Annotated in this window: 13 protein-coding genes; 6 read left to right on the forward strand and 7 right to left on the reverse strand. The window is 68.1% G+C overall.

Annotated elements, in window-relative coordinates:
• The first annotated feature begins 82 nt into the window (after nucleotides 1-82).
• Both CVV72_RS04970 and CVV72_RS04975 read left to right on the forward strand, forming a co-directional pair.
• Nucleotides 83-11,029 carry a calcium-binding protein gene (locus CVV72_RS04970; protein ID WP_219151243.1) on the forward strand — a complete coding sequence of 3,649 codons (10,947 nt, stop codon included), beginning with the start codon at nucleotides 83-85 and terminating at the stop codon, nucleotides 11,027-11,029.
• Nucleotides 11,030-11,216: 187 nt separating this feature from the next.
• Nucleotides 11,217-12,167: a DMT family transporter gene (locus CVV72_RS04975; RefSeq protein WP_255632528.1), complete on the forward strand. Its 951-nt coding sequence runs from the start codon at nucleotides 11,217-11,219 to the stop codon at nucleotides 12,165-12,167.
• A 36-nt stretch (nucleotides 12,168-12,203) separates the two neighbouring features.
• On the opposite strand, the gene CVV72_RS04980 is transcribed toward CVV72_RS04975, so the two are convergent.
• Nucleotides 12,204-13,772, reverse strand: a complete 1,569-nt coding sequence (locus CVV72_RS04980; RefSeq protein WP_219151244.1) for a pentapeptide repeat-containing protein — start codon at nucleotides 13,770-13,772, stop codon at nucleotides 12,204-12,206.
• Between the two features lie 552 nt (nucleotides 13,773-14,324).
• Entirely contained in the window at nucleotides 14,325-14,714 is a 390-nt protein-coding gene (locus tag CVV72_RS04985; protein WP_219151245.1) for a hypothetical protein, read from the reverse strand.
• A 207-nt stretch (nucleotides 14,715-14,921) separates the two neighbouring features.
• Here CVV72_RS04985 and CVV72_RS04990 point away from each other — a divergent pair, with 207 nt between their 5' ends.
• Entirely contained in the window at nucleotides 14,922-15,920 is a 999-nt protein-coding gene (locus tag CVV72_RS04990; protein WP_219151246.1) for a helix-turn-helix domain-containing protein, read from the forward strand.
• Between the two features lie 304 nt (nucleotides 15,921-16,224).
• Here the strand turns inward: CVV72_RS04990 and CVV72_RS04995 are convergent, their stop codons facing one another.
• Nucleotides 16,225-17,286, reverse strand: coding sequence for a family 43 glycosylhydrolase (locus CVV72_RS04995; protein WP_255632529.1), 1,062 nt, complete (start codon nucleotides 17,284-17,286; stop codon nucleotides 16,225-16,227).
• A gap of 745 nt (nucleotides 17,287-18,031) precedes the next feature.
• Between CVV72_RS04995 and CVV72_RS05000 the strand changes: the two genes are divergently transcribed.
• On the forward strand, nucleotides 18,032-19,000 hold the full coding sequence (locus CVV72_RS05000) for a hypothetical protein (RefSeq protein WP_219151247.1): 969 nt from the start codon (nucleotides 18,032-18,034) through the stop codon (nucleotides 18,998-19,000).
• A gap of 183 nt (nucleotides 19,001-19,183) precedes the next feature.
• Here the strand turns inward: CVV72_RS05000 and CVV72_RS05005 are convergent, their stop codons facing one another.
• Nucleotides 19,184-19,537, reverse strand: coding sequence for a spore germination protein GerW family protein (locus tag CVV72_RS05005; protein WP_219151248.1), 354 nt, complete (start codon nucleotides 19,535-19,537; stop codon nucleotides 19,184-19,186).
• A gap of 32 nt (nucleotides 19,538-19,569) precedes the next feature.
• Entirely contained in the window at nucleotides 19,570-20,568 is a 999-nt protein-coding gene (locus CVV72_RS05010) for a hypothetical protein (protein ID WP_219151249.1), read from the reverse strand.
• A 259-nt stretch (nucleotides 20,569-20,827) separates the two neighbouring features.
• On the opposite strand from CVV72_RS05010, the gene ppk2 reads away from it, so the two are divergent.
• Nucleotides 20,828-21,646, forward strand: coding sequence for a polyphosphate kinase 2 (gene ppk2, locus CVV72_RS05015; RefSeq protein WP_219151250.1), 819 nt, complete (start codon nucleotides 20,828-20,830; stop codon nucleotides 21,644-21,646).
• The gene (locus CVV72_RS05020) at nucleotides 21,643-22,776 is read left to right on the forward strand and encodes a CHAD domain-containing protein (protein WP_219151251.1); all 1,134 of its coding nucleotides are present in this window, start codon (nucleotides 21,643-21,645) and stop codon (nucleotides 22,774-22,776) included. The genes ppk2 and CVV72_RS05020 overlap by 4 nt, the downstream gene beginning before the upstream one ends.
• Before the next feature lie 302 nt (nucleotides 22,777-23,078).
• On the opposite strand, the gene CVV72_RS05025 is transcribed toward CVV72_RS05020, so the two are convergent.
• Nucleotides 23,079-23,729 carry a LiaF domain-containing protein gene (locus CVV72_RS05025; protein ID WP_219151252.1) on the reverse strand — a complete coding sequence of 217 codons (651 nt, stop codon included), beginning with the start codon at nucleotides 23,727-23,729 and terminating at the stop codon, nucleotides 23,079-23,081.
• Complete coding sequence (locus CVV72_RS05030; RefSeq protein WP_219151253.1) at nucleotides 23,726-24,019, reverse strand: DUF4342 domain-containing protein; 294 nt, start codon at nucleotides 24,017-24,019, stop codon at nucleotides 23,726-23,728. The genes CVV72_RS05025 and CVV72_RS05030 overlap by 4 nt, the downstream gene beginning before the upstream one ends.
• Nucleotides 24,020-24,079 lie beyond the last annotated feature (60 nt).

The following is a 24,079-nucleotide window of genomic DNA, read 5'->3' on the forward strand; positions in this document are numbered from 1 at the left end:
TCTTCACGTGGATTTCACAGTTGGTCAGCCTTCTCCGAGTGAACGGCGCGTCGTCGCGCGCCCGTGAACGGGGAGGTGCCCGATGGGCTCACGTGCCGGCTCCAGGTTGCTCGCGTTGGCGACGGCGTTCGTCGTCACGGTCGGCATGGGCGTGGTGGTCACCCCGGCTCCGGCGCGGGCGGCGAGCCCTGGCGTCGGCACGTTGGTCAACGCGTTGGCCGGGCCCTCGAACAGCTTCGCCACCTGGAGCAAGGGGCTCGGCACGATCGGGCAGCTGGCGAAGGCGCTGCCCGCCGTGCAGACCAGCCCCGGCGCCGCGCTGGGGTTCGACACCCTGGCCCAGGAGGCGTTCACCACCGGCGCCAAGAAGCTCTCCGCCGCGGTCGACGACGCCGATCTCGACATCGATCAGCCGATCACGCTGTCGGCCGACCGGGCCGGGACGCTCAAGACCACCCTGAGCACCGTGGGGGAGGACAAGCGACTCGACCTCACCCTGACCGTCTCCCGCGTGCTGCAGAACCAGGCGCTGAACATCCCGGTCCCGATCGGGGAGGGTGGCAACGCCCCTCAGTCGGCGTTCTCCTCCACCGGTGGCGTGCGGCTCACCGTCGGCACCACGGTGAAGCTGACCTTGATCTGGGACAAGGCGCACGACAAGGCCTACATCCTCAACGACGGTACGACGCCGTCGTTCACCGTCGACGCCTCCGCCGGCTTCCCCGACGCGAACGCCATCAAGTCCGTCAACGCCGCCATCGGTGTCCTCGGGGTGAGGCTCGTCGAGACCGACACCTCGCTGGACATGAAGGCGCATTTCGCCGCCACGATCAACGACCCGGACAACGACGGGCGGCTGGCGTTCGTCAACAACGACGGCACCGCGGGCGAGCTGGCCCAGAACGGTTCCCTGGCCGGTCTGGTCAGCTTCGGCTTCGCCAGCCCGGCGGGTTCGCTGAACGGCTCGTTGCACCTGGCGGCCGCGCCCGCCGCTTCCTTCTCCCTCGACCTGCCCGCGGTGGACGCCAAGATCGGCCTCAGCTGGCCGGATATCGCCACCGGTTCGCCGCAGATCACGCCGGAAGGCATCGGCACCGTCGGCCCGTTCCTCAACCTGACCCCACGCGACCTGGCCACCGGACTCGCGCAGCTGGCGACGACGCTGACCTCGATCCAGCGCGCGAAGTGGGGCGACGCCGCGAACCCGATCGGCAACCTCGACCTGCCGTTCCTCAAGGGCACCCTGGCCGATGCGATCCAGCTCAACGAGTCGATCAAGAAGTTCCTGCAGGACAACACGAAGTCCGCGGCGGACCCGACGCAGGCGGGGGAACCGCTGTTCGTGTCGCTGCAGCAGATGTTCGACAAGCTCAACACCGCGGCGAACCTGCCCGGCGGCGGCAAGATCGGCATCTCCGACGTCCACTTCCCGCCGGGTTCGACCAAACTCGACTTCAAGATCACGTTGTCCCGTAAGGCTCCGGCGACGGCCGTGGACCTCAACGCGGCCGCGGCCGCGGCGTCCGGGCCGGCGGGAAACCCGGCCAAGACCAGTTACACGCAGACCACCCTCAAGGACGAGAACCAGACCTGGAAGCCGGGGGAGTTCGCGGGACGGCGCGTCGTCGCCGGTGCGGCGGGGGCGACCGTCGAGAACAACGACGGGAACACGCTCTTCCTGCAGGCTCCGGGTTGGACACCGGTGATCCCGGCCGCCAACGCGCCGTACACGATTTCCGGGATGCAGGGTGACGTCGGCATCGTCCAACTCGGCAACGATCTGAAGACCGGCGGGCGCGGCGTTGGCGAGGCCAACGCCGTCAACGCCACCGCGAAGGTCAAGCCCAGTTACGACGCCGCGGTCACCCTCGTGCTCGACCTGCGGAACCCGACCGTGCACAACCCGCCGATCGAGCAGAAGAACCCGGACGGCAGCACGATAGTGGTCGGCGCGACGCCGACCGGGCCGGATCGGGTGCTGCTGCGCACTTCCGGCGCTCCGTCGCTGTTCACCGCCGACTTCCCGATGGACGCGGGCATCGACCTGTTCGCCAACGCCGGATTCCTCCAGGTGCAGTTGAAGGGCGCGGCACACGTCTGCCATCCGAACGCGGGTGCCGACTGTGCCGGGACACCGGGCGCGGACGATCACATGGTCCAGGTGAAACTCAAGGACTTGGGTGACCTGACCTTCGGCGCGGTCGTGGACAAATTGCTGCACGACCCGGGAGCGCTGCTCGACTTCCAGGTGCGCGTCCGCGGTGCAGGTGGCGTCGACGCCGGCGCGCCCGGTACCGGGGACTTCCTGAAGGGCGCCTCCGCCCACGCGGGATTCACTTGGAACGACCTCACCAAGCTCACCGGTCCCGACGGGCCGCAGTTCAGCACGAGCGACCTGTCCGAGCTGGTGAACTTCGACTTCGACCCGGCCAACCCCAAGGCGCTCTTCTCGATCCTCCTCAAGACCTTGCAGACCCTCAACGCGTCGATCAGTGACGCCTCACCGTCGGGCGCCGCGGTGTTCGGGACCAAGATCCCCCTTGTCGGCCGTTCGCTGAAGGACCTGTTGAAGGCCGACCAATCCGGTTCCGGCCCGACCGTGAGCTACGGCCCGAATTCCGTGAAGGACACCGCGCGCACCGTCGAAAAGGGCAACGCGTTCCCGCCCTCCCTCGTCGGTCGCACGGTCGTCGCCGGCACCCAGGTGGGCATCGTCGGCAGTGTCACGCCGGACACGCTCGTCCTGGCCGGACCGTGGGCTAGCCGGCCCGCCCCGGCGACGGCGTACGTGATCCGGTCCGAACTCGACGACGTGATCTCGATGCTGGAGGCGGCACCGTCCGACAACCTGCAACGTCTCGTCCAGACGATCAACACCCGGTTCAAGGACAGCGTCCCGGTGACGTTCGAGTACGCCGAACCCGGCGGAACGCCGTCCTTGATCATCCGGCTGGACTGGAAGCGCGCGTACCACACCAGCACCCCGGTGCAGTTCGACTTCAGCCTGCCGTCCGGCAGCCAGCGGGTCGCCGGCGTGCAGGGCGACGGCTCGGTCTCGCTCGGCGTCGGCGGTCAGGTCAAGATGGGCCTGGTCGTCCCGCTGCAGCCCGGTGCGGGCCCGGCCGACGCGAACGCGCTGCGCGTGCTCGACGACTCGAAGATCGGCGTGAAACTGGACGCCACCGTGGAGAACACCACCATCGCGACCACCTTGGGCCCGCTGAGCGTGTCACTCGGCGACCCCAAGTCGGCGGACAAGGCGACCGCTAAGGCGTCCTACTCGATCGACCTCGCCAAGGGCGGCGGTACCGGCGCGCCGGTCAGCTTCACCGACTTCCTCGGCGCTGTCGGCCCGACGATCAACGCCGGGAGCACCGCGGTCGGCTGCGGGCTCGACGGCGGTACACCGCTGGCCCTGTGCGCCAAGTTGCCGTTGTACATCAGCGAGGACGGCGGTACGACCTACAGCAAGGTGATCACCGACGCCACGAAGTCGAACAACTTCGCCTTGAGACTGCCCAAGGCGACCGCGGCCGACGACTACTTCAACCTCGGCGGCGCGGCGATCGACGGGCATCCGCGGCTGGAGACCCCGGATCCGGCGCTGCTGGCGGACGCGCTCGCGGCCAAGCTGATCGACTTCGGCAGGCTCGACGGCCTCGACAGCTACCTCAACCTGGTGGAGCAGGCGCTCAACACCGCCAGCTTCGGTGGCAAGCTGCCGCTGCTCGGTGACGATCTCCAGCAGGGCGCGGACTTCATCGGGAAACTGCGCACCGCGATCCACAACGCGCTGGACCAGTTGCCGGCGAACGGCCACTTCACCGACATGGCGGCGGTGCGCGGCTGGGTCAACGACCAGCTCGGCGGCAAGCTCGCCGCCGCGGGTCTCAACCCGGACACGGTCACCGTGGACACGGTGTGCAAGACGCCGTTGGGCACCGTCGGCGCGCCCACGGTCAAGCTGCACGAAGGCGCCACGGCGGCGGACAAGACCTACCGCTACGTCGTCGCGTCCTATGTGACGATCGAGGGCGCGAAGAAACAGGCCAAGGCGAGCGATCCCGGCCAGATCACCACCGGCCCGGCCGCACTGTCCACAACGGACTCACTCGATATCGCCTGGGAACCGGTCACCAACGCGTCCGGCTATCAGGTGTTCCGCGAAGAAGGCGGCGCCTTCAAGCTGATCGCGGACGTCACCGACGCCAAGTTCACCGACGTCGGTGCCGCTTCGATCGGCGGAGCGCCGGAGAACCCTGCCGAGAACCCACGGCCGCACGATTGCTCGTACAACGACCTCGACGCGGTCACGATCAGCTTGAACGTCAGCCAAGGTGACTTCAGCGGCGACCTGCTGAACTGCGCCGGGCTGCCGTCCGGCCACGAATGCCTCAAGAAGACCGTGCCGCTGGACCTGGGCATCCCCGGCTTCTCGTTGAAGGCCGACGGCGGCGCCGGCCCGGAGGTCCAGCTCGGCTGGCGGCTGCATCTGGCCATGGGCATCAGCCGGAGCGAGGGATTCTTCGTCAGCACCAAGGACTCCCCGCAACCCGAATTCGCGGTCGGGCTGAACGTCAGGCTGCCGGGCAAGATCGACGCGCAGCTCGCGTTCATCAACATCACCGCGGAGAACTGCACCAAGCAGAAGAGCGCGGACGACTGCGACCACGCGGCCGCCCCGGCGAACGACGCGGGTGTCCCGCCGCTGTTCGGCGGCGCGTTCAAGATCGACCTGATCGCACCGGACGACCCGACCAACGGCAGACTGCGGCTGACCGATCTGCAGAACGCGGGGCTGGACCGCCTCGCCGACGTCAAGCTGCACGCGAGCGCGGACATCAACTGGCTGCTCAAGGCCCGGCCGGGTGACGACGCCGGATTCCCCGGTATCCAGGCGAACTTCCGGCTGCACTGGGCGTGGAACAACGTCAAACCGGGGACCAACAGCGCCGACGGCGGCAACTCCCCGCTGACGCTGGCCTTCGACAAGGTGGCCATCGACAGCGGCGAGATCTTCGGCAAGATCCTCGGCCCGATCGTGAACAAGATCAAGCAGGTGACCGGCCCGCTCGACCCGGTGATCAAGACGCTGTACGCGCCGATCCCGGTGCTTTCGGACCTGTCGCACCTGGCGGGCGGCGGTGACGTCACGATGGTGTCGATCGGCAAGGCGTTCAGCACGATCGCCGGCGGCCCGGATCTGAAGTTCGTCGACACCATCGCCGGGGTCGTCAACTTCATCAACAACTTCCCGACCTGCACCGACAAATGCCTCATCCCGCTCGGGTCGTTCGAACTCGGCGGCCAGAAGGCGCTCGACACCACGGTGACACCGGACAACACCGAGAGCCTGATCAGCGCGAAGAAGGACGCCGGTGGCGGCACCGGGTTCGCGCCGATCCTCGGCGCGATCAACGGCAAGAACTCCAACCCGAAGTCGGTCGGCCCGATGACCACACAGGCGTCGGCGGCCGGGTTCAGCTTCCCGGTGTTCGAGAAACCCGCTTCGCTGTTCAACGTGCTGCTCGGCGGCGACGTGGATCTGGTCAAGTTCGACTCCGGTCCACTGCGCCTCGGCTTCGACTGGCGTCAGCAGTTCGGGCCGGTGTACGCGCCGCCGCCGGTGGTGATCACCTTGCACGGTTCAGCGTCGGTGACGCTGCGCATCGTCGCGGGCTTCGACACCTTCGGCATCCGCAAGGCGTTCGAAGCGGCTCGTGCCGGCGAACTCGACCTCGCGACCGTGGGGCAGGCGTTCCTGCAGAGCCTGTTCTTCTACACCACCGAAAACGGGAAGCCGATCCCGGTGGTGTCGTTCACCGGCGAACTCGCCGCCGGGGCGGCGGTCACGGCGGTGGTCATCACCGTCGGCATCGAGGGCGGGGTGGGGCTCACGGTCTCGTTCCTGTGGAACGATCCCAACCACGACGGGAAGTTCCGGATCACGGAGTTCCTGCAAACGGCGCTGAACAACCCGATATGCCTGTTCACCGTGTCGGGGCGGCTCTATGTCTTCCTCAAGCTCTACGTGACGGTCGGCTTCGGCCCGTTCTCGGTGTCGTTCAGCTTCACGATCGTCGACGTCACGCTGCTCGACTTCACCGCGACACCGAATTGCACGCCACCACCACCGAAACTCGGCGGGCTCAGCGGTGACGGCAAGACACTCGTGGTGTACGCGGCCGCGCTCGGCCATACCGCCCAGCGCGGTGGCGGCGCGGGTGACCCGTACGAGTCGGACAAGCAGGAGAAGGACACCGTCAAGATCACGTCGCTGCACGACTACGCGAACCCGGCGAACCCCGCGTTCACCGGCGTGGCCGTGGACATGCTCGGGATCCGGCGCGAGTTCCGGAACGCGAATATCGAGCGGGTGGTCGTGGACGGCCGCGGCTACGGCAAGCCGATGAGCGTGACGTTCATCGGGGACGCCAAGGCGGACACCGCGAAGGACGGCCCACCGCCGCCGACCGCGCAGTTCGACCGGGACGCGATCGTGTTCGGCGGCGACAAGAACGACCAGATCAAGACCGGTATCGGCAACTCGTGGGTCGATGGCGGCAAGGGTGACGACACCATCGTCACCGGCGACCGCACCGTGCTCGCCGCGGACCGGAAGAGCTATGTCCGAAATGGAGCGAAGGCGCGGGTCGCCGGCGGTCCCGGCGTCGACAGCATCACCGTCGGAAACGGCGAGGACATCGTCGCGGGCGACTCGAGTCTCGGCGCGCCTCCGCTGACCTCGATCGGCTTGAAGGAACTGAAGAACGACGGCCGCGACGGGGGCGACCCGCTCGCGGACGGCGCCGGCGGCCCGACGGTCTCCGTGCCGAACTGGGCGATCCTGCCCGATCCGGCGGGCGGGACCGGGAGCGGCGACGGAGGCGACACGATCAAGGTCGGGCTCGCGAAGTCGACCGCCTTCGGCAACGGCGGTGACGACACGCTCGGTGTCGCGGCCGACGATCCGCTGAAGGACGTGCCGACGCTTCCGAGGTCGCTCTTCGTTTCCCCGGGAGCGATCCTCATCGGCGGCGACGGTAGCGACCGCTTCGCCGGCGGCACCGGAGCGGACGAGATCTACACGGCAGGCAAGCTCGACCCCGGGGTCGACGGTCACGGCTCGGACGACGCGAACACCACGGGCGGCCCCGCAGGTGGGCCGATCAACACCGTCGACACCGGCTCCGGTGACGACAAGGTGTTCGGCGGCAAGGGACAGGACCGGGTGACCGGCCATTCGACGAAGACGCAGAAGGACGACTTCCGCGGTGGTGGCGGCAACGACATCCTGTTCGGCGGCCACGGGGCGGACACCCTCTACGGCGGGCCGGACGACGACTACGTGATCGCCGAACCGTCCACTGTGGATTTCCCGGACCCGGCGAAGACCGACGACTACGGGCCGCTCTATTTCGTCACGCACACACCGCTCCCGCAGGGAGTGAGCCCGTCGCACAAGACGCTGGTCGGCGGCCTCGGCCGGGACCACATCATCGGTGGTGACGGCGGTGCGGACGTGTACGGCGACAAGCAGACGACACCGTGCAAGGCCGGTGCGCCGCTCCCGTCGACCCCGGTCGACGAGACGGTGAACGACGCGCTCGACGGCAACGACCGCGTCATCGGCGGAGCCGGAGTGGAGAACGTGCGGGCCGGCGGCGGTGACGACAATGTCGACGCCGAGGCGAACGAAGACCTCGTGTGCGGAGAGAAGGGCAGGGACGTCCTGCACGGCGGCCGCGACGCGGACCAGGTCTGGGGCGGCTTGGACGACGACGCCGTCTACGGCGACACCGGTACCGACACGCTGTACGGCAACGACGGCGTCGACACGATGTTCGGTGGCGACGACCCCGACACGATCGAAGGGAACAACGGCAAGGACTGGATCTCCGGTGGCCTGGCCGGCGACGTGATCGTCGGTGGCACCCGGGCGGCCGGGCAGCCCGACGACGGCGACAAGCTGTTCGGCGACGGCGGCACCGACACGATCCTCGGTGACAACGGCGATCCGGCGGCGGCCGGCGGGCCGGTGTTCGACCTGGCCAGTAGCGCGGACGCCGCGCTGGGCGGCGACGACACCATCGGCGGTGGCCTGGACACCGACGCGCTGTACGGCGGGCTGGAGAACGACACCGTCTCCGGCGGGAAGGATCCGGACCGTATCGAAGGCAACCCCGGTGCGGACACGCTGAACGGCGAGACCGAGGCCGACGACATCATCGGCGGCAGCCACCAGACGCCCGGTGACCCGGCGGCGAAGAACGCGGCGGGCTATCCGGACGCGGGCGACACGATCTCCGGCGGCGACGCCGACGACGTGATCACCGGTGACAACGCCACGATCACCGGTACCGGTGGCGCGGATTCCGGCGACCCGGTCACCCGGGGCCGCGGGCTGTCGGCGGGCAGGCACGTGGTGCTGTTCGACCTCGGCCACGCCCCGAACCCGGTGAACTCCGGCGGTGACACCATTTCCGGCGGCAACGCCACGGACGTCGTCTACGCGCAGTCCGGAACGGACACCGTGCACGGCGACGCCGGGGACGACTACGTGGAAGGCGATCAGGACGCCGACAAACTGTTCGGCGACTCCGGGCAGGACGATCTCATCGGCGGTTCCTCCGCCGTGGAGATGGGCGGCGGCCAGGGCACCGTGGGCCAGCTCGACACCGGAGACGTGATCTCCGGCGGCGAGGACGCGGACGTGATCACCGGCGACAACGCGCTCGTGACCAGGGACGCGGGCCTTCCGAAGAGCCCGATCACCCAGGGCCGGTTCGACACGGACCTGCCCGGCGCGCTCCCGATGACGCATCGCAGCATCCAGCTGTACGACCTCGGTGACACGCCGGTGCCGAACACCTCCGGCGGCGACGACATCACCGGTGACAACGGGTGCGACGCGGTCCTCGGCCAGTCCGGCAACGACCGGATCAAGGGCGGCAACGACGGTGACCACGCCGAAGGCGGCCCAGGCCGCGACTGGATCGAAGGGAACAACGGCGACGACGACCTCGTCGGCGGCAGCTCGACGATCCACGGCGACGACACCGCGCTGACCACCCAGGGCCAGCCGGACACCGCCGACGTGGTCTTCGGTGGCACGGGCGACGACGTGGTGCTCGGCGACAACGCCATCACCGACCGGATCGCGTCGCCTTCGCCGTATCTGCTGCGCGTGGGCAGCAACGGGACGTTCGAGACGCAGCGTTCGCTGCGGCTGCTCGATCTCTCGTGGAGCAACGGATTCCTCGGTGCGCCGGCCCGTCCGGTGGCGGGCGGGGATCAGCTGTCCGGTGGTGGCGGCGTCGACGTGATGTTCGGCCAGGACGGCGACGACCAGATCTCCGGTGGCGCGCACGACGACTACGCCGAGGGCAACGGCGGGCACGACACGATGTTCGGCGACCGCACCCTCGCGGAGGCCGGGATCGCGATCACCTCACCGGAGCCGGCGTGGCCGGGTGCGGCGTCGGACGACCTCGGCGACGTCTCCGCACCGAACGGTCAGGACGACCTGATCGGCGGCAGCTCGCTGGAGTTCTTCCGCGACACGGCCGACGACGTGCACGGTGACGGCGCCGCCGACTTCATCCTCGGCGACAATGGCACCGCGGTGCGGGACATCGTGGACCAGACCGGCAAACCGGTGGTGCTCGGTGACGACCTGTCGAAGGTCTCGCTGCCGCTGACGAACCGGATCTACGCGAAGCGCTACTCGGCGTCTCCGCCTGCCGGCGCGGCGTTCGTCCGCCACGGCGTCAACGGCGCACCGACCCGCTTCTGCACCACCACGCAGGCCACCTGCGAGGCACTCGGCGCCTCCGGCGGCGACAACCTGTGGGGCGACGCGGGGGAGGACACCCAGTACGGCCAGGACGGCGACGACCTGATGTACGGCGACACCGGCACGACGACGGCTCCGGGTGACGGCGCCGACGACATGTACGGCGAGCTGGGCGGAGACCGGATGTGGGGCACCGGCGGCGAAGACGCCATGGTCGGTGACCGCGGCGGCATCGTGGACGTCTACCAGAACGGGTCGAACCACTTCGTGATCGACAACCCGCAGGTGCCCGCGATCCACTACGAGGGCTTCCTGGCGGGCTCGGTCACGCGGCAGGTCGATCTTCAGCACGACGTCAACGGCGACACCTTCGCGGCACCTGGCAACGCCCCGGCGATGCCGCACCGTGGCGACCTCGAAGGCGGCGACGACCGCATCCGCGGCGGCGACGACCACGACTCGATCCACGGCGGCTTCGGCGACGACCTGGCCAACGGGGATTCGGGCGGTGACATCGTCTTCGGCGACGACGGCGCCGACGTACTGTGGGGCGGCAAGGGCGGGACCGACCCGGCCAACCCGAACGACCGGGGTGTCAACGACTCGCTCGTCGACCACCTCATCGGCGGGAAGGGCGCCACGTCCGGTCCGTCGGTCGACCCGGACACCGGCGCGCTGGGTTCGGACCTCCTCGATTGGCGCCCACGTGGCACCTACGGCGCACCGGGACAGACGACCTGCGCCGCGAACGCGTGGCCGCAGACGTTCGGCAACGGCAAGAACGCGGTCACCGTCGACCCGTGCTCGTGGTTCGAGATGACGAATCTCGACAACGCCGACGTCGCGGACAACCAGCACCACCAGGGCATCGACTGGATCTACGGCGGCTGGGACCGTGACGTGCTGCAGGCCGACGTCGCCGACAACGGGCCGAACCAGGGCGACCGGCTGCTCGACTGGGGCGGTGCGTACAACCTCTACACGCACTGCAACGCGGCCTACGGCGGCTACAACGACGTCCGGCAGCACAGTCCGACGCATCAGGAGTTCCTGCAGCGGTGGGCGTACTCGCTGGGCGCCGGTCAGGCGGCCGGGGACGTGACCACGAAAGGCACGTCGGCCTACGACGAACTGGCGCTGGTGTACCAGCCGGATATGAAGGACCACGGCACGGGACCGGCGTTCCCGACCACGCCCGGCCATTTCGACAACCCGAACGCTTGCGCGCCCTGAGGCCGCGACCTCGCCTGTGAGGAGGAAGTCATGTACAGCAGCACCGGCCCGCCGGTCGTGGCCACCTGCACCTCGATCACGGCGGGCCGGCTGCCCGGTTGAGGGGCGCTGACCGACGTGGACAGCAGGGCAGGGCGACTGCTTGCCGAACGCGGACCGCCGTGAACCGCTTTGGCATGCTGCCGGCATGGCGACAACGAAAACCGAGCCTGTTCAGGCGGCCGCGGGCAAGGGCAGAGGGCTGGTCCTGGTGTGCCTGGCCGGCGTGCTCTGGGGCACGATCGGTCCGGCGATCCCCGTCGTCCACGAGGCTTCGGACCTCTCACCGCTGGCCATCGGCGGGTACCGGGCGTTCTTCGCCGTTGTCGTCCTGGTGATCGCCGCCGCCGTGATGCGGCGGTCGCGCGACTGCGCGCGGCTCGGCAGGCGGCATTGGCGGCGAGTGACGGTGGTCGGGGTCTCGACGGCGATCTTCCAGTTGTTCTTCTTCGTGGCGGTCCTGTGGACCGGGGTGAGCATCACCACCGTGGTGTGCCTGGGGTTCGCGCCGGTGCTGTTGCTGATCACCGGCAGCGTCCGGCGTCGTCGCCGTCCCTCCGCCGGCCAGTTCCTCACGGTCGCGGTCGCGGTGGCAGGGCTCCTGCTGGTCAGTGTCCTCGGCAGTCCTGTCGGCGAAGCGCCGTATCCGGTTCTAGGCGTGTTCGCCGCACTTGTGTCAGGAGCCGCTTACGCCCTCTCCGCCGAAGCGGCCGCGCCGCTGTCCCTGAGGCTCGACACGCTGACCATGACCACGACGACAACCTGTGTCGCCGCGATGGTCCTCGTTCCCGCCGGACTGGTCATACCCTGGGCGAGCGGCGAGCGGATCTTGACGACGGACATCGGGTCATGGGCGCTGATCGGCTATCTGGGGGCCGTGACGATGGCGCTCGCCTACGCGCTCCTGTTCGCCGGCCTGAGGACCACACCCAGCGGGGCGGTGGTGGTGGCGACACTGCTCGAGCCGGTGACCGCCGTCGTGATCGCCGTCGTCTTCCTGGGGGAGAGGCTGACGGTGGCCGGTGTCGTGGGTGTCGTGCTGATCATGGCCGCGATCGGCAGTCTGGGACGGCACTCGAAAGAACCGGCGCCGCAGTGATCTGCCGCTGAGCGCTCGCAGTGCACATCGCTACGGTCAGGCCGAGTGCCGATCGTCGGGCTCGGGTTCGGTGCGCTGAAAGGTATGCCACGTGTCCTTCAGGCCCTTGACGGTGGCGTGGTCGGGCGAGAGGCGCCATCCCGGCGGCCATAACGTCCTGTCGACACCTTGGATCCGCTCGAGTGATTCGGCAATCTCGGAATGGTGGGACACAACGGCCTGTGCGATCAAGGCGTTGTCGAAGAGGGCGGTTTCGCCGAACGTCGCCTTGGTGAACCAGGTGAGATCCGCGAACCTTGCTTTGCGGAAGTCGGCGACCCCGGCGAAGGTGACCGAACGGAAAGAGTGGTCGACTTTTGTTCCGAGTATGAATGACTTGCTTCTCAACGGCGAATCGATGTCGCCGAAGGTCGCTTCGGTAAAAGTGGCATGACTTGAAAAGGTGATCTTGTCGAACTGTGCTGATCCGATGAACGTTGCTCTCGTGAAGGAGGTCAAAGAGGCAAAAGTCGCCTCGTTGAACCAGGTGTCGGAGGCGAACGTCGCATCGCTGAAACTGTTGCCGCGGGGTTTGGCGTGGCCTCCGTCGCCGAATCCGAAGGGACTGTCATCTTCGAACGCCGATCCGGTGAAGCTGGTCGGCCCGGCGAACATGACGTTGCTGAACCGGGCGGGTCCGGTGAACGTCGCCTTGTTGAACTGGGCGGGGCCGCTGAATGCCGTCCAGTCGAACAGGGTGTCTCCGGTGAATTTCGCCCCGTCGGCCAGAAAAGTGCGGACGGCGCATCCGGTGAGAGTGAAATCGATGAGAGTCGCGCCGGTGAGGTCGAGATCGATGCCGGCCCAGAAGCTCGGCATGGGGTAGGTGGCCCCGTCCTGCCCACGGTAGTGGGGAATCAAATGGCCATGGAGCAGGCGCTGAGCGGTGAGTCGAACTTGACGCTCCTGGAGATGATCCTGATCGCTCACCCCGGGCGGCGTGTCGGTCGGCGCGGCATAAGGCATGCGCAGATAGGCGCACAGGACGCTGACTACGGTCTGCCGTTGTGGCGGGTCGTCCTGGGCCAGGCGTTCCAGGGCGTACATCGCGCCCAGCCGGACCGCCGCGTGATCCGAGCCCAACTGCCCGACCGACGTGCTGTACAGCTCGGTCACCCGTCGTGCGTCGGCATCCTTCTTCGTGTCGTCCGCGACGCGTTCTGAGTGCAATCGATTGGTCTCGGCGACCTGCTCGGCATGGTCTTGGGTGCGATCGCGCTGGCTGAGTTCGGCTTGTCGATGGCGTAGTTCGGCGTGTCGCGCCTCCAGCTCCAGCTCCTGTGTCCGCTGTCGCCGAACTGCCAGGTACAGGGCGAACAAGCCGCCCCCGGCCACGAGGACCGACGCCGAGATCTTCACCGCGTCCAACTGCGCTGCGGCCTTCTTTTCCGGGTCGGCCAGGGCAAGGCTGTCGATCCAGCTCCACAGCAGCCACCCCACCACCCCTGCCGCCGCCAGTACGACCACAGAGACCACTGGCACCGTCCAGGGCGACAACAACGGCCGCGGCACGGGTGGGCGGGAGCGCGGCAACGACGGAGGTGTTCCTGTGGAGTCGTCGGTCACATCTCGAATCATCGCGCAGAACGGTGGTCAATTCGACAGGCTCCACCGTGCGTCCCACCATCGGCGTGCCCTTCGAGGCCGGGCAGTCGCGCCGCGCGATGCGATCCGCGACGAAGACAGAACGTACGCGGGACCGCTTTCTACGCCGGCGCCGCGTCCACCGGGTACCGGCGAGCCGGCCGCCACGAGCTACGAGCAGATCAAGACCTTCCTCGCGAGAACCACCGGATCGAGTGACCAGCAAAGTGCGCCTGTCACGACCGAGAGGCCGGACGCCGCCTTGCCGGTCCTCAGCCGCAAGCGCGGAGGGGACCGAGCGGCCGACGATCGTCGAGGATGTCGCCTGTCACGGTCAGCCCAGTCTCCGGAAGCTCGGAACCGGACGGAGCGGCCGAGTCGCGCGCCCACCCGAGGTCGGCCTGGCCACCGGGCAGGCATCTTGGGCCTTGGCAGTTACCTGACCGATGGGCCGCGTTCCGGGTGAAGCCAGAACTTTGCCGTGCCGGGGGGTGACCGTGGTGCCGGGCGGAGGCTCGGCACCACGGTCTCAGCTCAGCACTTCTTCGTGGAGCCGCCGTTGCTGAGGTACTTGTCGGAGAACCAGCCCGCGCGCTGTGTGCCCGCGACACGTCCCCAGGTCCAGGTACTTACGCCGCCGACCGATTCGCCGGAAGTCCAGCAGTGGTAGTAGATCAGCGTGTTGTCACCGGCTTGTCCCAGTGCCTCGCAGGTGGTGTGCGGCCCGGTCCGGTAGCGCAGCACCGTTGTCGTCCGGCCCGAGCCGCTGTCCTTGTTCGAATGCGAGTGACTGCAGTCCACGGTCGGAACAGGGTCGGTTCGCGTTCCTGCGGATGTGGCCGTGGCTGTCCCGCTGACGCTGACCAGTGTCGCCGCGACCACGGCAGGCAGTACGAGCAAGGCGCGGTTCAGCGATTTTCTCATCATTCTCCCTCGCGATCATTCGTTTCCGATGTGAATGCGGCGCCGTGAAGGCGCAATGGAAATCATTCGATGGCCCCAGTAGAGGCGTAACCCATCTTGGGAACTCGATCCAGTGGATCGCATGACCAGTGTCTGGCACTCTCGACTGTGCTGCCATGTGTTCAACCACAACTGAAACGTGCGGCGGAGCCGCGTCTGGGGGATGACGTGCTGAAGGTGTTTTTCACCGCAGAAGACCTGCTGAAGGTCACCGTGGCGGACACTCCCGCTCCGCTGATGGAACTGGTCCTCGCGCTGATGACGCTGCAGCGCCGCGACGATCGCCACGTCTTCGGTGGCTGGCGAAGACGGACGGCACGCGGTCTGCCCGTACAGGCCGAGCCGCTACTGCAGTTGTTGGCTCCCAACGGTATCGGACCGCTGTTCCTCGATCCGCCGAGTGCCGGGCTGGAGGATGGCCTGGCTCGGGTCCTCGCTACCGACCGAACGGTCGTCGAGGCGGAATTGCGACGGATCTGCGCGGTCGACCGGCCGCGGACCGCCTGGATTCGGCAGCTTGCCGTCCGGGATCGCCACGCTTGGCACATCCTCGAGCACGCCGTAAGGGAAGCGCACAGGCACATCTTGGCCGTGGAGTGGCCACGGCTCCAGGTCGCCTTTCACGCCGAAGCGGCCTGGCGCGCGCATTTCCTTGCCCGGCACGGACTCGAGCGCACCTTCACTGGTCTGTCCGCCGGGTTGCGGTGGCGCGGTATGAGCCTGGAAATCGATTCGCCCGGCGTTGACAGGGAAGTGACGTTGCGCGGCGAAGGTGTGGTGCTCCTGCCGTCACTGTTCTGGACCGGCAGGGTTCTCGTGGCGCCGCAGCCTGCAGGGCCGGCGTTGGTCATCTACCCGGCCCTCACGCCGCTTCCCTTGCACGACGCCGACACGGCCGGCGATCCTCTGGCAGCCCTGCTGGGCGGCACGCGAGCGGACACCTTGCGTGCTCTGACCAAGCCGCACACCACGACCGAACTCGCGCGCACCCTGCACGTCTCCGTGCCCGCGGCCTCGATGCAAGCCAGGACCCTGCGCGACGCCCGGCTGATCACCACCCATCGCGACGGCAAGGCCGTCCTGCATTGGTGCACGCCACTCGGCCTCGGTTTGATCGCCGCTCCGGCAGCCGAGTCCGTGAATCAGCACGGCGTGGTCGTGGGGTAGGTGACGCGACCGGTCGCTGCGGGGTTGGTGCGTCAGATCTTCGACGCGCTCACAGACCGGGCGTGCAACCAAGGCTCAGCGGCTGTTCCCCGCGGAGCGCACCTACCCGATGTCCCGGATACCGCGATTGGTGAGGATTGCTCACCGTACTACGAGCATTTTCGGTACACGCCCGGATACGGCAGTGGCCGGTATAGGTGAACGGCGCGTTCAGGGTGGTGGGCATGCTGAACGCGCCGTTCACGACAAACCGGGGGTGTGGTGTGGAAACCCTTTTCAATCCACGTCCGGATCGGGGAGCTCTTTAATTGAGGTAGAACCCACCGTCGTTGCGGAGGACCACCGCCACGATCGGGAATCGCCTGGTGCCGTTCCACCAGTGGTAGACCGCGTGGTACTGGCCGTTGGCCGCCTGGAAGAAGTCCATCCCGCCCGGGCCGGGGTGGTTGCCGGGCATGCCGCGGTAGGGGTTGAGGCCGCCGGTGCCGGTGTAACCGAAGTACGGCCGCTCGGCCCCGTTCTGCCGTGGTGTGCAGCGCGTCGACGGGAGCGGGCCGGTGCCGCACCTGGCGATGCCGGTCGCATACCGCACGCTGTCCCAGTTGTTACCGGAGTAGGCCAGGTACCAGTAACCGTCGGCGGACTTGAACATCGACGGGTTCTCGACCACGTGCGTGCCGCCGCTCATCCGGGTGGTCTCCCAGCCGATGTCGGTGCTCTTCAACGCGTCCCGGCGGGTGGCCCAGTCCGCCATGCCGTTGGAGTGGGTGCGCACGACCGAGATGCCGGTCTCCGGGTACGAGGTGATCGCGTCGTCCCGGTAGGCGACGTACATGTCGCTACCCGAAACGAACGGGTTCGCGTCGATGGCCCAGCGGCCGTTGCCCGGGCACGCCCACTCGACGGGGTTGGTGAACGGCCCCCGTGCACTGCCCGAGACGGCGCGGCCGAGGCATTTCTGGCCGCTGCCCCGCTTGGACGCGGTGTAGTACATGAAGTACGTGTCGCCGAAGCGGACGACGCCGGGCGCCCAGATGTTGCCCTCGGCCCAGCTGCCCGGCCCGTTGGGCAGTGCGTCGGCCGACGCGCAGGTCCCCACGCCGACGGTGTTGCCGGAGCCGTGGACGAGCACCGGCACGAACAGTTTGCCGGTCACGCCGCACCGGGCGCCGACGTCGGCTCCGACCGTGGTGCCGTATGTGACGTACGAGCCGTCCTTCGCCTGGACGGTGTCCGGGTCGGCGAGCGGGAACGTCGACTCGGCGGCCGCGGTTGAGACACCGTCGGCCGCGACGGCCGTGTCGACCGCCGTGACGGCGGCCGCGGTGGTCGTGGCGAGCACGCCCGCCACAAGTAATCTGGTCATCCACTTGCGCATGCTGAATCCCTTACTGGGCAAGGAGAGCGGTGTCGGTCAGGAGGAGCACCCGGCCACCCACGGTCGAGGCGGCAAGCCCGGCCGCTGCGATGCGCCTGGGGTGACCAGTTGCTCTCGCCGGTTACTTGTGGACGGACAAGTGCGCCGGTTGCAAACTATGTGACCCCCAGTCGCCGACGCGACCGAAAGCCAGGAAACTGCCGGTCGATGCGCCCGTACGGCCTAGGCGGTGTCCTGCAAGTCGTGTTCGCGGTCTTCGCGCCCAGGCGGCCCCTGGCGGCACGGGCGGATGCGGCCGAGTACGACCCGGTACGAGGCCGATCCGCCCGCACCGCCAGGAACCACCTGGATCACGGAGCCCATCGAACAGACTTACAGGACACCGCCTAGGCGGTGTCGCTCGAGATGTCGCGGCGCCGCGCGGTGATCCGATCCGCATGACCGGGAGGTCGGCATCCCGCAGATCGGGATCACGACAAAGAACAGGATCTCTTCCAGTGGAGGGGAAACGGCGCGCGGACGCCGGTGACCAATTCGGGCGCGTGACTTCAGGCCTCGCCACCGCGTCCCAGCCGAGAAAGACCATGGCCGGCGCGCAGATCGACCTGCTCGCATGGAACCTGCGGTGATGCGACCGGCGCATATCTAATAGGTAACGCTCGTGGGGTCGGGACAACTCCGTGCGGTGCGTGGCGTGTTCTGGATGAAGATCGAACTTCTGACTGGAGGACCCATGGGGTTGAGGTTTCGAGCGCGGCTGGCGAGAGCGGCGGTCGTCGGTGTGATCATCGCAGGCGGAGGGATCGTCGCGGCGTCGCCGGTCTTCGCCCAGGCGCCAACGCAGGACCAGTGCACCTGGACGTCGTCGTATCTCCCGTTGCCCGCAGGGGTGACCGGCGGGTCGGTGGACGCGGCGGGCTCGAACGGCTACTTGGCGGGTCAGGCGTCCGACGGAAGGTTGCTGCTGTGGCGCAACGGCCAGCCTGTCGCCGTGAACGCCCCGGTCAGCACGTCCATCAGTGTCGCCGGGGTCAACGGCAGCGGTGAGATCGTCGGGTACGACGGGCGTTCGAGCTCGGCTTTCGTGTACCGCGACGGTGCGTTCCAGACGTTGCCCGCCCCCGCGGGGACCGTGGTTTACGCCGCGGGCGTCAACGACTCGGGTGATGTCGTCGGTTCCGCCTACGCCTTCCCCGATCCCTACCGCACTGTCGTGTGGAAGCGGAACCAGCCGGGCACCTATCAGATCGTCGCTGACGGCGTGGCGATCGGCATCGACAAAGCGGGCACCGTGGTGACCGAGAAGGGTTCGGTGTGGTCGCCGGACGGCACCACCCGCCGGCTCGCCGGTTCGCCCGATCTCCAAGTCCGGGTCTTCCAAGGCGGTTACGCGCTCGGTCAGGCGTTCGGTGACTACACCGGCCTGCACAAGTGGGACACCACGGGGGCTTTGGTGCACCGGTACGAGGCGAAGGATCGTCCGTCTCCGAGGAGCGTCAACTCGAACGGGTTGATGGTCGCTTCGTACACTCCGATCGGCGGCACCGAGCGGGAACTGGGTGTGTGGCGCGGGGCGACGTTCCTCGGAAACATCACCACCGAACGTGGGGTCCGCGTGGTGACGGAAACCGACGAACTCGCCGGGAAACACCCTTCGGCGGACGGCCGGACGTGGCTGCCCGCCACCTGGAAATGCTCCTGACGAACCAGGGCCGTGTCGGCCTTTCGTGATTGCCGGGCCCGGAGGTGGCAGTGCCGCCTCCGGCCCCGGCGTCGTCAGTGCTGTGTGTACTCGGTCCGAGAAAGATATCTCGGCTTGGTCGGCTTTCCGCTGTTCCATGCTGGTCGCAAGGCTGCGCGCTGTGCGCTGCCACCGATACGGCTGTCAGCGAAGCTCCGGCTCGTTGTCCCGCTTGAGCCTCGCGAAACGCGTGGCCGCGAACAGTGCCGCCACCGCGATCATGCCGAACGTGGCCAAGAGGCGGTTCATGTCGATGGCGGGTTCCCAGCGCAGCTTGCCGTCCTTGATGACGTACGCGCCCACCGGCTTGGCCGACAGGCCGAACCCGCCACCTTCGCCTGAACGCCCCTTCTCGTCACGGCTGTCGCCACCGCCGCCACCAGTGCCGACCGAGGCGGCCACGATCACCGTCACCCCATCGGCGTGGTACGGCTCGCCGTAGACCATTTTGGTTTCGAGACCGTCTTTGGCCTTCTTCAGCAGTTCGTCGACGTTCATGATGTGCTCCCGGGGTCGAGGTGCGGCAGGTGTCAGCTGTTGTGCTCCGGTACCGGTATCGGCAGGCCGATCCCGTAGTGGCCCAGTGGCCGAAGGACTTCCGCGATCGGACGTCGTGGAGTCGCAGGGAGCGGGGGAGCGCCGTCGGGCAGGTGACCGATTCGCACGACGGCCTGAGGCTCGGCTCTCTCGGTGACGACGCAGTCACGGATCAGCCCACGGGTGCAGGCAAGTTCCAACGGCTCCGTGACCAGGCAGGACGCAAGGTTCAGCCGGGTCGCCGTCAGCACTACGGCGCTGGCGGCTTCGCCCGCTCGTAGCCTGTCGAGCGGGGTGTCGTCCCCGGTCGACAGTACGGTCAGTGCGGCGCCGTCCCGGGCCTCGGTGTCGGTGAGCAGGGCGTCGGAGAAGTCTCGTACCAGCGGTGCCGCGGTGGCCAGGACCGCGTTTCGTGCGGGTACGCCGTCTGTCGCGTACCGCCGTCCGCTCCAGGACGCGAGTTCGATTCCGTAGTCCGGGTCGGCGCGGTGCAGACCTTGAGCCTCCGCCGCGGCGGTCGTCAACGCCGAACGCCGCGGGGCGTCGTCGACGAATCGCAACATCGAGTCGTGGTCTGCCGCGCTTCTCGCGAGACGGTTCTTCTCCCAGGTCGTCAGCGGCCGAGTGGTGTACCGGCGGCGATCCGACCGGCGTCGCGGTATCGCCGTGGCCAGCGCGATGTCCTCTTCACTCGGTTCATGGGGAACGAGTTCGATCCGGGCCAGCACGTCAGGCTCGGGTACCCGGTCGACGCGGGCGGCCCAACCGAGCGCGGCGGCCGCGGTCCTGAAGTGATGGAGCACGCACCCGCAGCTGATGAGCAGATCGCGGCCCTCCGGGTCGGCCTGCCGCAGCCTGCGGCCCGTGTCCGCGCGCAGTTCGATCATGCGGCCGCTGAACCGCCAGTCCCAAGGTTGGCTGTTGTGCACCGAAGGGGCGCGTACAGCGAGTGCGACGGCCGCCCTCACCGTGTACGCGTCGGGCAGATCCATCGCTCTCCTCCTCGGATCGGACTGTTTTCATGCTCACCGGCTCCGAAGCGCGAGCACAGGGGCGAACGACCCCACTGGGCGTGACGGAGCCGAGGGTCCTTTGCCCCTTCCGCACGTGGGGGCGAGACGTGGACCGGTACCGTCCACAGTGGAGAGTGAAGACAGGGTCTGATGCCTCTGGTCGCTGATGACCAAAGACCTCTGCCGCGTCGACGTACGGCCGAAGCCCCATGTCGCCTGGATTCGTACCGTGGAGGCCATGGCGGGCAGGGAAAGGGCGCGGATCCCGCGCGTGGTGTACGAACGGGAACTGCTGCGCCTGCAAGCCGAGCTGGTCAAGCTCCAGGAGTGGGTGCGGTACGAGGGCGCCCGGCTGGTGGTGGTGTTCGAGGGCCGGGACGCGGCGGGGAAGGGCAGCACGATCAAACGGGTCACCGAACATCTGAACCCGCGCGTCGTGCGGATCGCGGCTCTGCCGAAGCCTACCGATCGTGAACGGACGCAGTGGTATTTCCAGCGCTATATCAAATGCTTACCCGCGGCCGGTGAGATCGTGCTGTTCGACCGCAGCTGGTACAACCGCGCCGGCGTCGAGCGGGTGATGGGTTTCTGCACTCCCGAAGAGCACAGGCGGTTCCTGCAGCAGTGCCCCATCTTCGAGCGGCTGCTCGTCGACGACGGAATCCTCTTGCGCAAGTACTGGTTCTCGGTCAGCCGTGACGAGCAGGAGCGGCGGTTCCGAAACCGGATCGACGATCCGATGCGCCGCTGGAAACTTTCCGCGATGGACCTGCGGTCCGTGACGCAATGGGAGGAGTACTCGCGGGCGAAGGACGACATGTTCGTGCATACCGATACCGCCGAATCTCCGTGGTACGTGGTCGAAAGCGAGGAGAAGCGGCGCGGGCGGCTCAACATGATCGCGCACCTTCTCTCGAGCGTGCCCTATCACGACGTCTTCCATGAGGCGATTTCGCTCCCCTCGCGTCCGGAATCGAACGGCTATTGCCGTCCCGACCGGCTGCTGCAGACCTACGTCCCGGACCACGCGGCGACCTTGAAGGAGGCAAGTCCATGAGCGCGACCGTCGCGACCGCACCCGATACCGTGTACTTCGACACGGCTTCGCTGCGCTTGCTCAGAAATGACCTGACGCTGGGTGTCGACAACGGATCCTGGTGCCTCGAAACACCCGATGGCCCGATCCGTTTCGCCGGTTCGAGCCTGGCCGTCCCGCCGACCCTTTCCCGGCTGGTTCGTGCGTATACCCGTGATGACGACCTGGTGCCCGTCGCGCGCGTCGGCGACGGCGGGACGAGCGAACTCCACGCGGTGCTCGATCACCGGATCGTGCGATCGCCCCGACCTCCCGACGACTCCGCACGGGGGATGGTCCTCCGCTACGTGCGTGCGCAGATCGCGGCGCTCGCCGCCGCGGATCTGGCGGTCCGGCAGGACAAGCCGGACGCGGTGCATCGGATGCGGGTGGCAACCCGTCGGCTGCGCGGCGTGTTCTCCGCCTACGCCCGGGTGCTGGGCGGACGGCGGCTTCTCAGAGCGGTGGGTGACGAATTGCGTTGGCTCGGCGGGGAACTCGGCCCGGCGCGGGATGTCGAGGTCCAGTGGGCTCGCGCACGGCCATGGACCGGAGAGCGGGCGAACGCCTGCTTCGCCGTTCTCTCGGAAGAGGCGCGCGAGCGGGTCCGGTGCGCGCTCGACGGTCGTCGATACCTCCAGCTGCTCACCGCCCTGGACGTTCTCGAGGTGGTGCTGAGTGAGAAACCCCGTCGGCATTGGCCCGCGGTGGCGCGACGCCCCGCCGCGCGAATACTCCCTCACCTGGCTCGCACGGTGGCCGAGAAGGTCGACGCTCGCGTGTCCCGGGTCGCCGCGCTACCAGCCGGTCCGGAACGCGACCGCGCCGTTCACGACGTGCGGAAAGCGGCCAAGCGGCTGCGGTACGCGCTGGAGGCCGGTGCCGAAGCACTGCCGGTCGACGCCAAGCCCGCATCGCGCGCCTTCCAGAACCTTCTCGGAGAATTCCAAGACGCTGTTGTCGCCCGCGACCTCTTGAGTGCCTTGGAGGTCGCGAACGGGATCTTGACGGCGGTACGGACGCAGGAGACGGCCAACGCCGATCGATGTGTGGACGAGCTGCCGAGGGCCTGGCGTGATCTCCGCGGTGCTCTTCGTCCGTTGTGGAGTTAGCGCGAGGGACGAAGTTATGGCATCCGCGGTCGGTCGAGGCCGTCCGAAGTGGCCGGTGGAAGCCCCAGCGTCGATGGAGGGTGATTTCCCTGCTGACCGGAATCGAACTCGATCACGACCTGCGGTGAGGGCCGGCGGGCCGTGGTGGGAGCGGGGGAGGAGTCCATTCCGGAGAGGACGGCCGGTTCGTGACCGGGACCCAGGCCGACGGCGGCGCGTCCACCACCCTGTCCCCCTGAAGGCTCGGCTGCCGCGGTACCGGCGCGACATCTGGGCCGCGACGGCACCGCGCAGTCACTTCGTCACTTCTCCGGTGTGTTCGTGACCTCGACGCCGCCGAAGATCGCCGTCCCGTTCACGGCGAGTACAGGAGCGTCCGCCGGGAGATCACCTGTCCCGTCGGTCTTGTCCTCCAGGCCGCCCATGAACGGCAGACCGCCGAGCGAGACCCGCCAGCCCCGCGGCACCAGCACCTTGACGCCGCCGAACAAGGCGAAGGCGTCCACCGTCGCACCTTCGTCGATCCGGGCTTGACGAAGGTCGAGCGTCGAACCGCCGAAGATCGCCGATACGTCGGTGTGCCGCAGGTGGCGGGACTGTTCCCTGGTGGTCGCTCCACCGAACATCACGAGCGGCGTCCTGGTGCTGTGCTCCCGGCGCAGCCCGGCGAGCACGGCGAATCCCGCCACCGCCAGCAGGGCCGGCCACCACAGGCCGCCTTCCGCCAGGTCCAGGGTGCCCGCGAGCAGGATGAGCCCGATCACCGTCACGGCGGCCGGTCCGATCGACATCCGCCGCTGGGACAGCATCGCGACGATGCCGAGGCCGACCAAGCTCGCCGGCCACCAGGCGCTGAGCAAGCCGCCGGTTTCGAGGACGCCGGTCGCGTCGAGGATCCCCAACACGCCCAGAGCCACCAAGACCAGCCCGACCCAGAAGCGAACGGGTTTCACGACGGCTTCTCTTCCGGCGCCGGGTCGCCGCGGCGTTCGACCGCGATGGACCAAGGGCCCGCGAGCGCGGTGATCGCGCCGGCCGCGGTCACGACCGGTGCGAAAACCGCGGCGACGAGGCCGGCGTTCACGGGGACATCGAGAATCACCCGCTCCTGCGTGTCCTTGACGACGATGCGCCGGGCGTTGCCCTCGCGAACCAGCCGGTGCACCTTTTCGGTGAACACTTCGCTCGGCTTCTTCGGTGCCGCGGATGCGGTCACTTGCTGCTCTTCTTTCTGCACGGTCATGGTTCTCTCTCCCTTCCGCTTCCACGGTGAGGCTTCGGCTCGCCGAGCGGCAGTGACCTT

The sequence above is a fragment of the Amycolatopsis sp. TNS106 genome (assembly GCF_019330265.1).
GTDB classification, from domain to species: Bacteria; Actinomycetota; Actinomycetes; order Mycobacteriales; family Pseudonocardiaceae; genus Amycolatopsis; species Amycolatopsis lurida.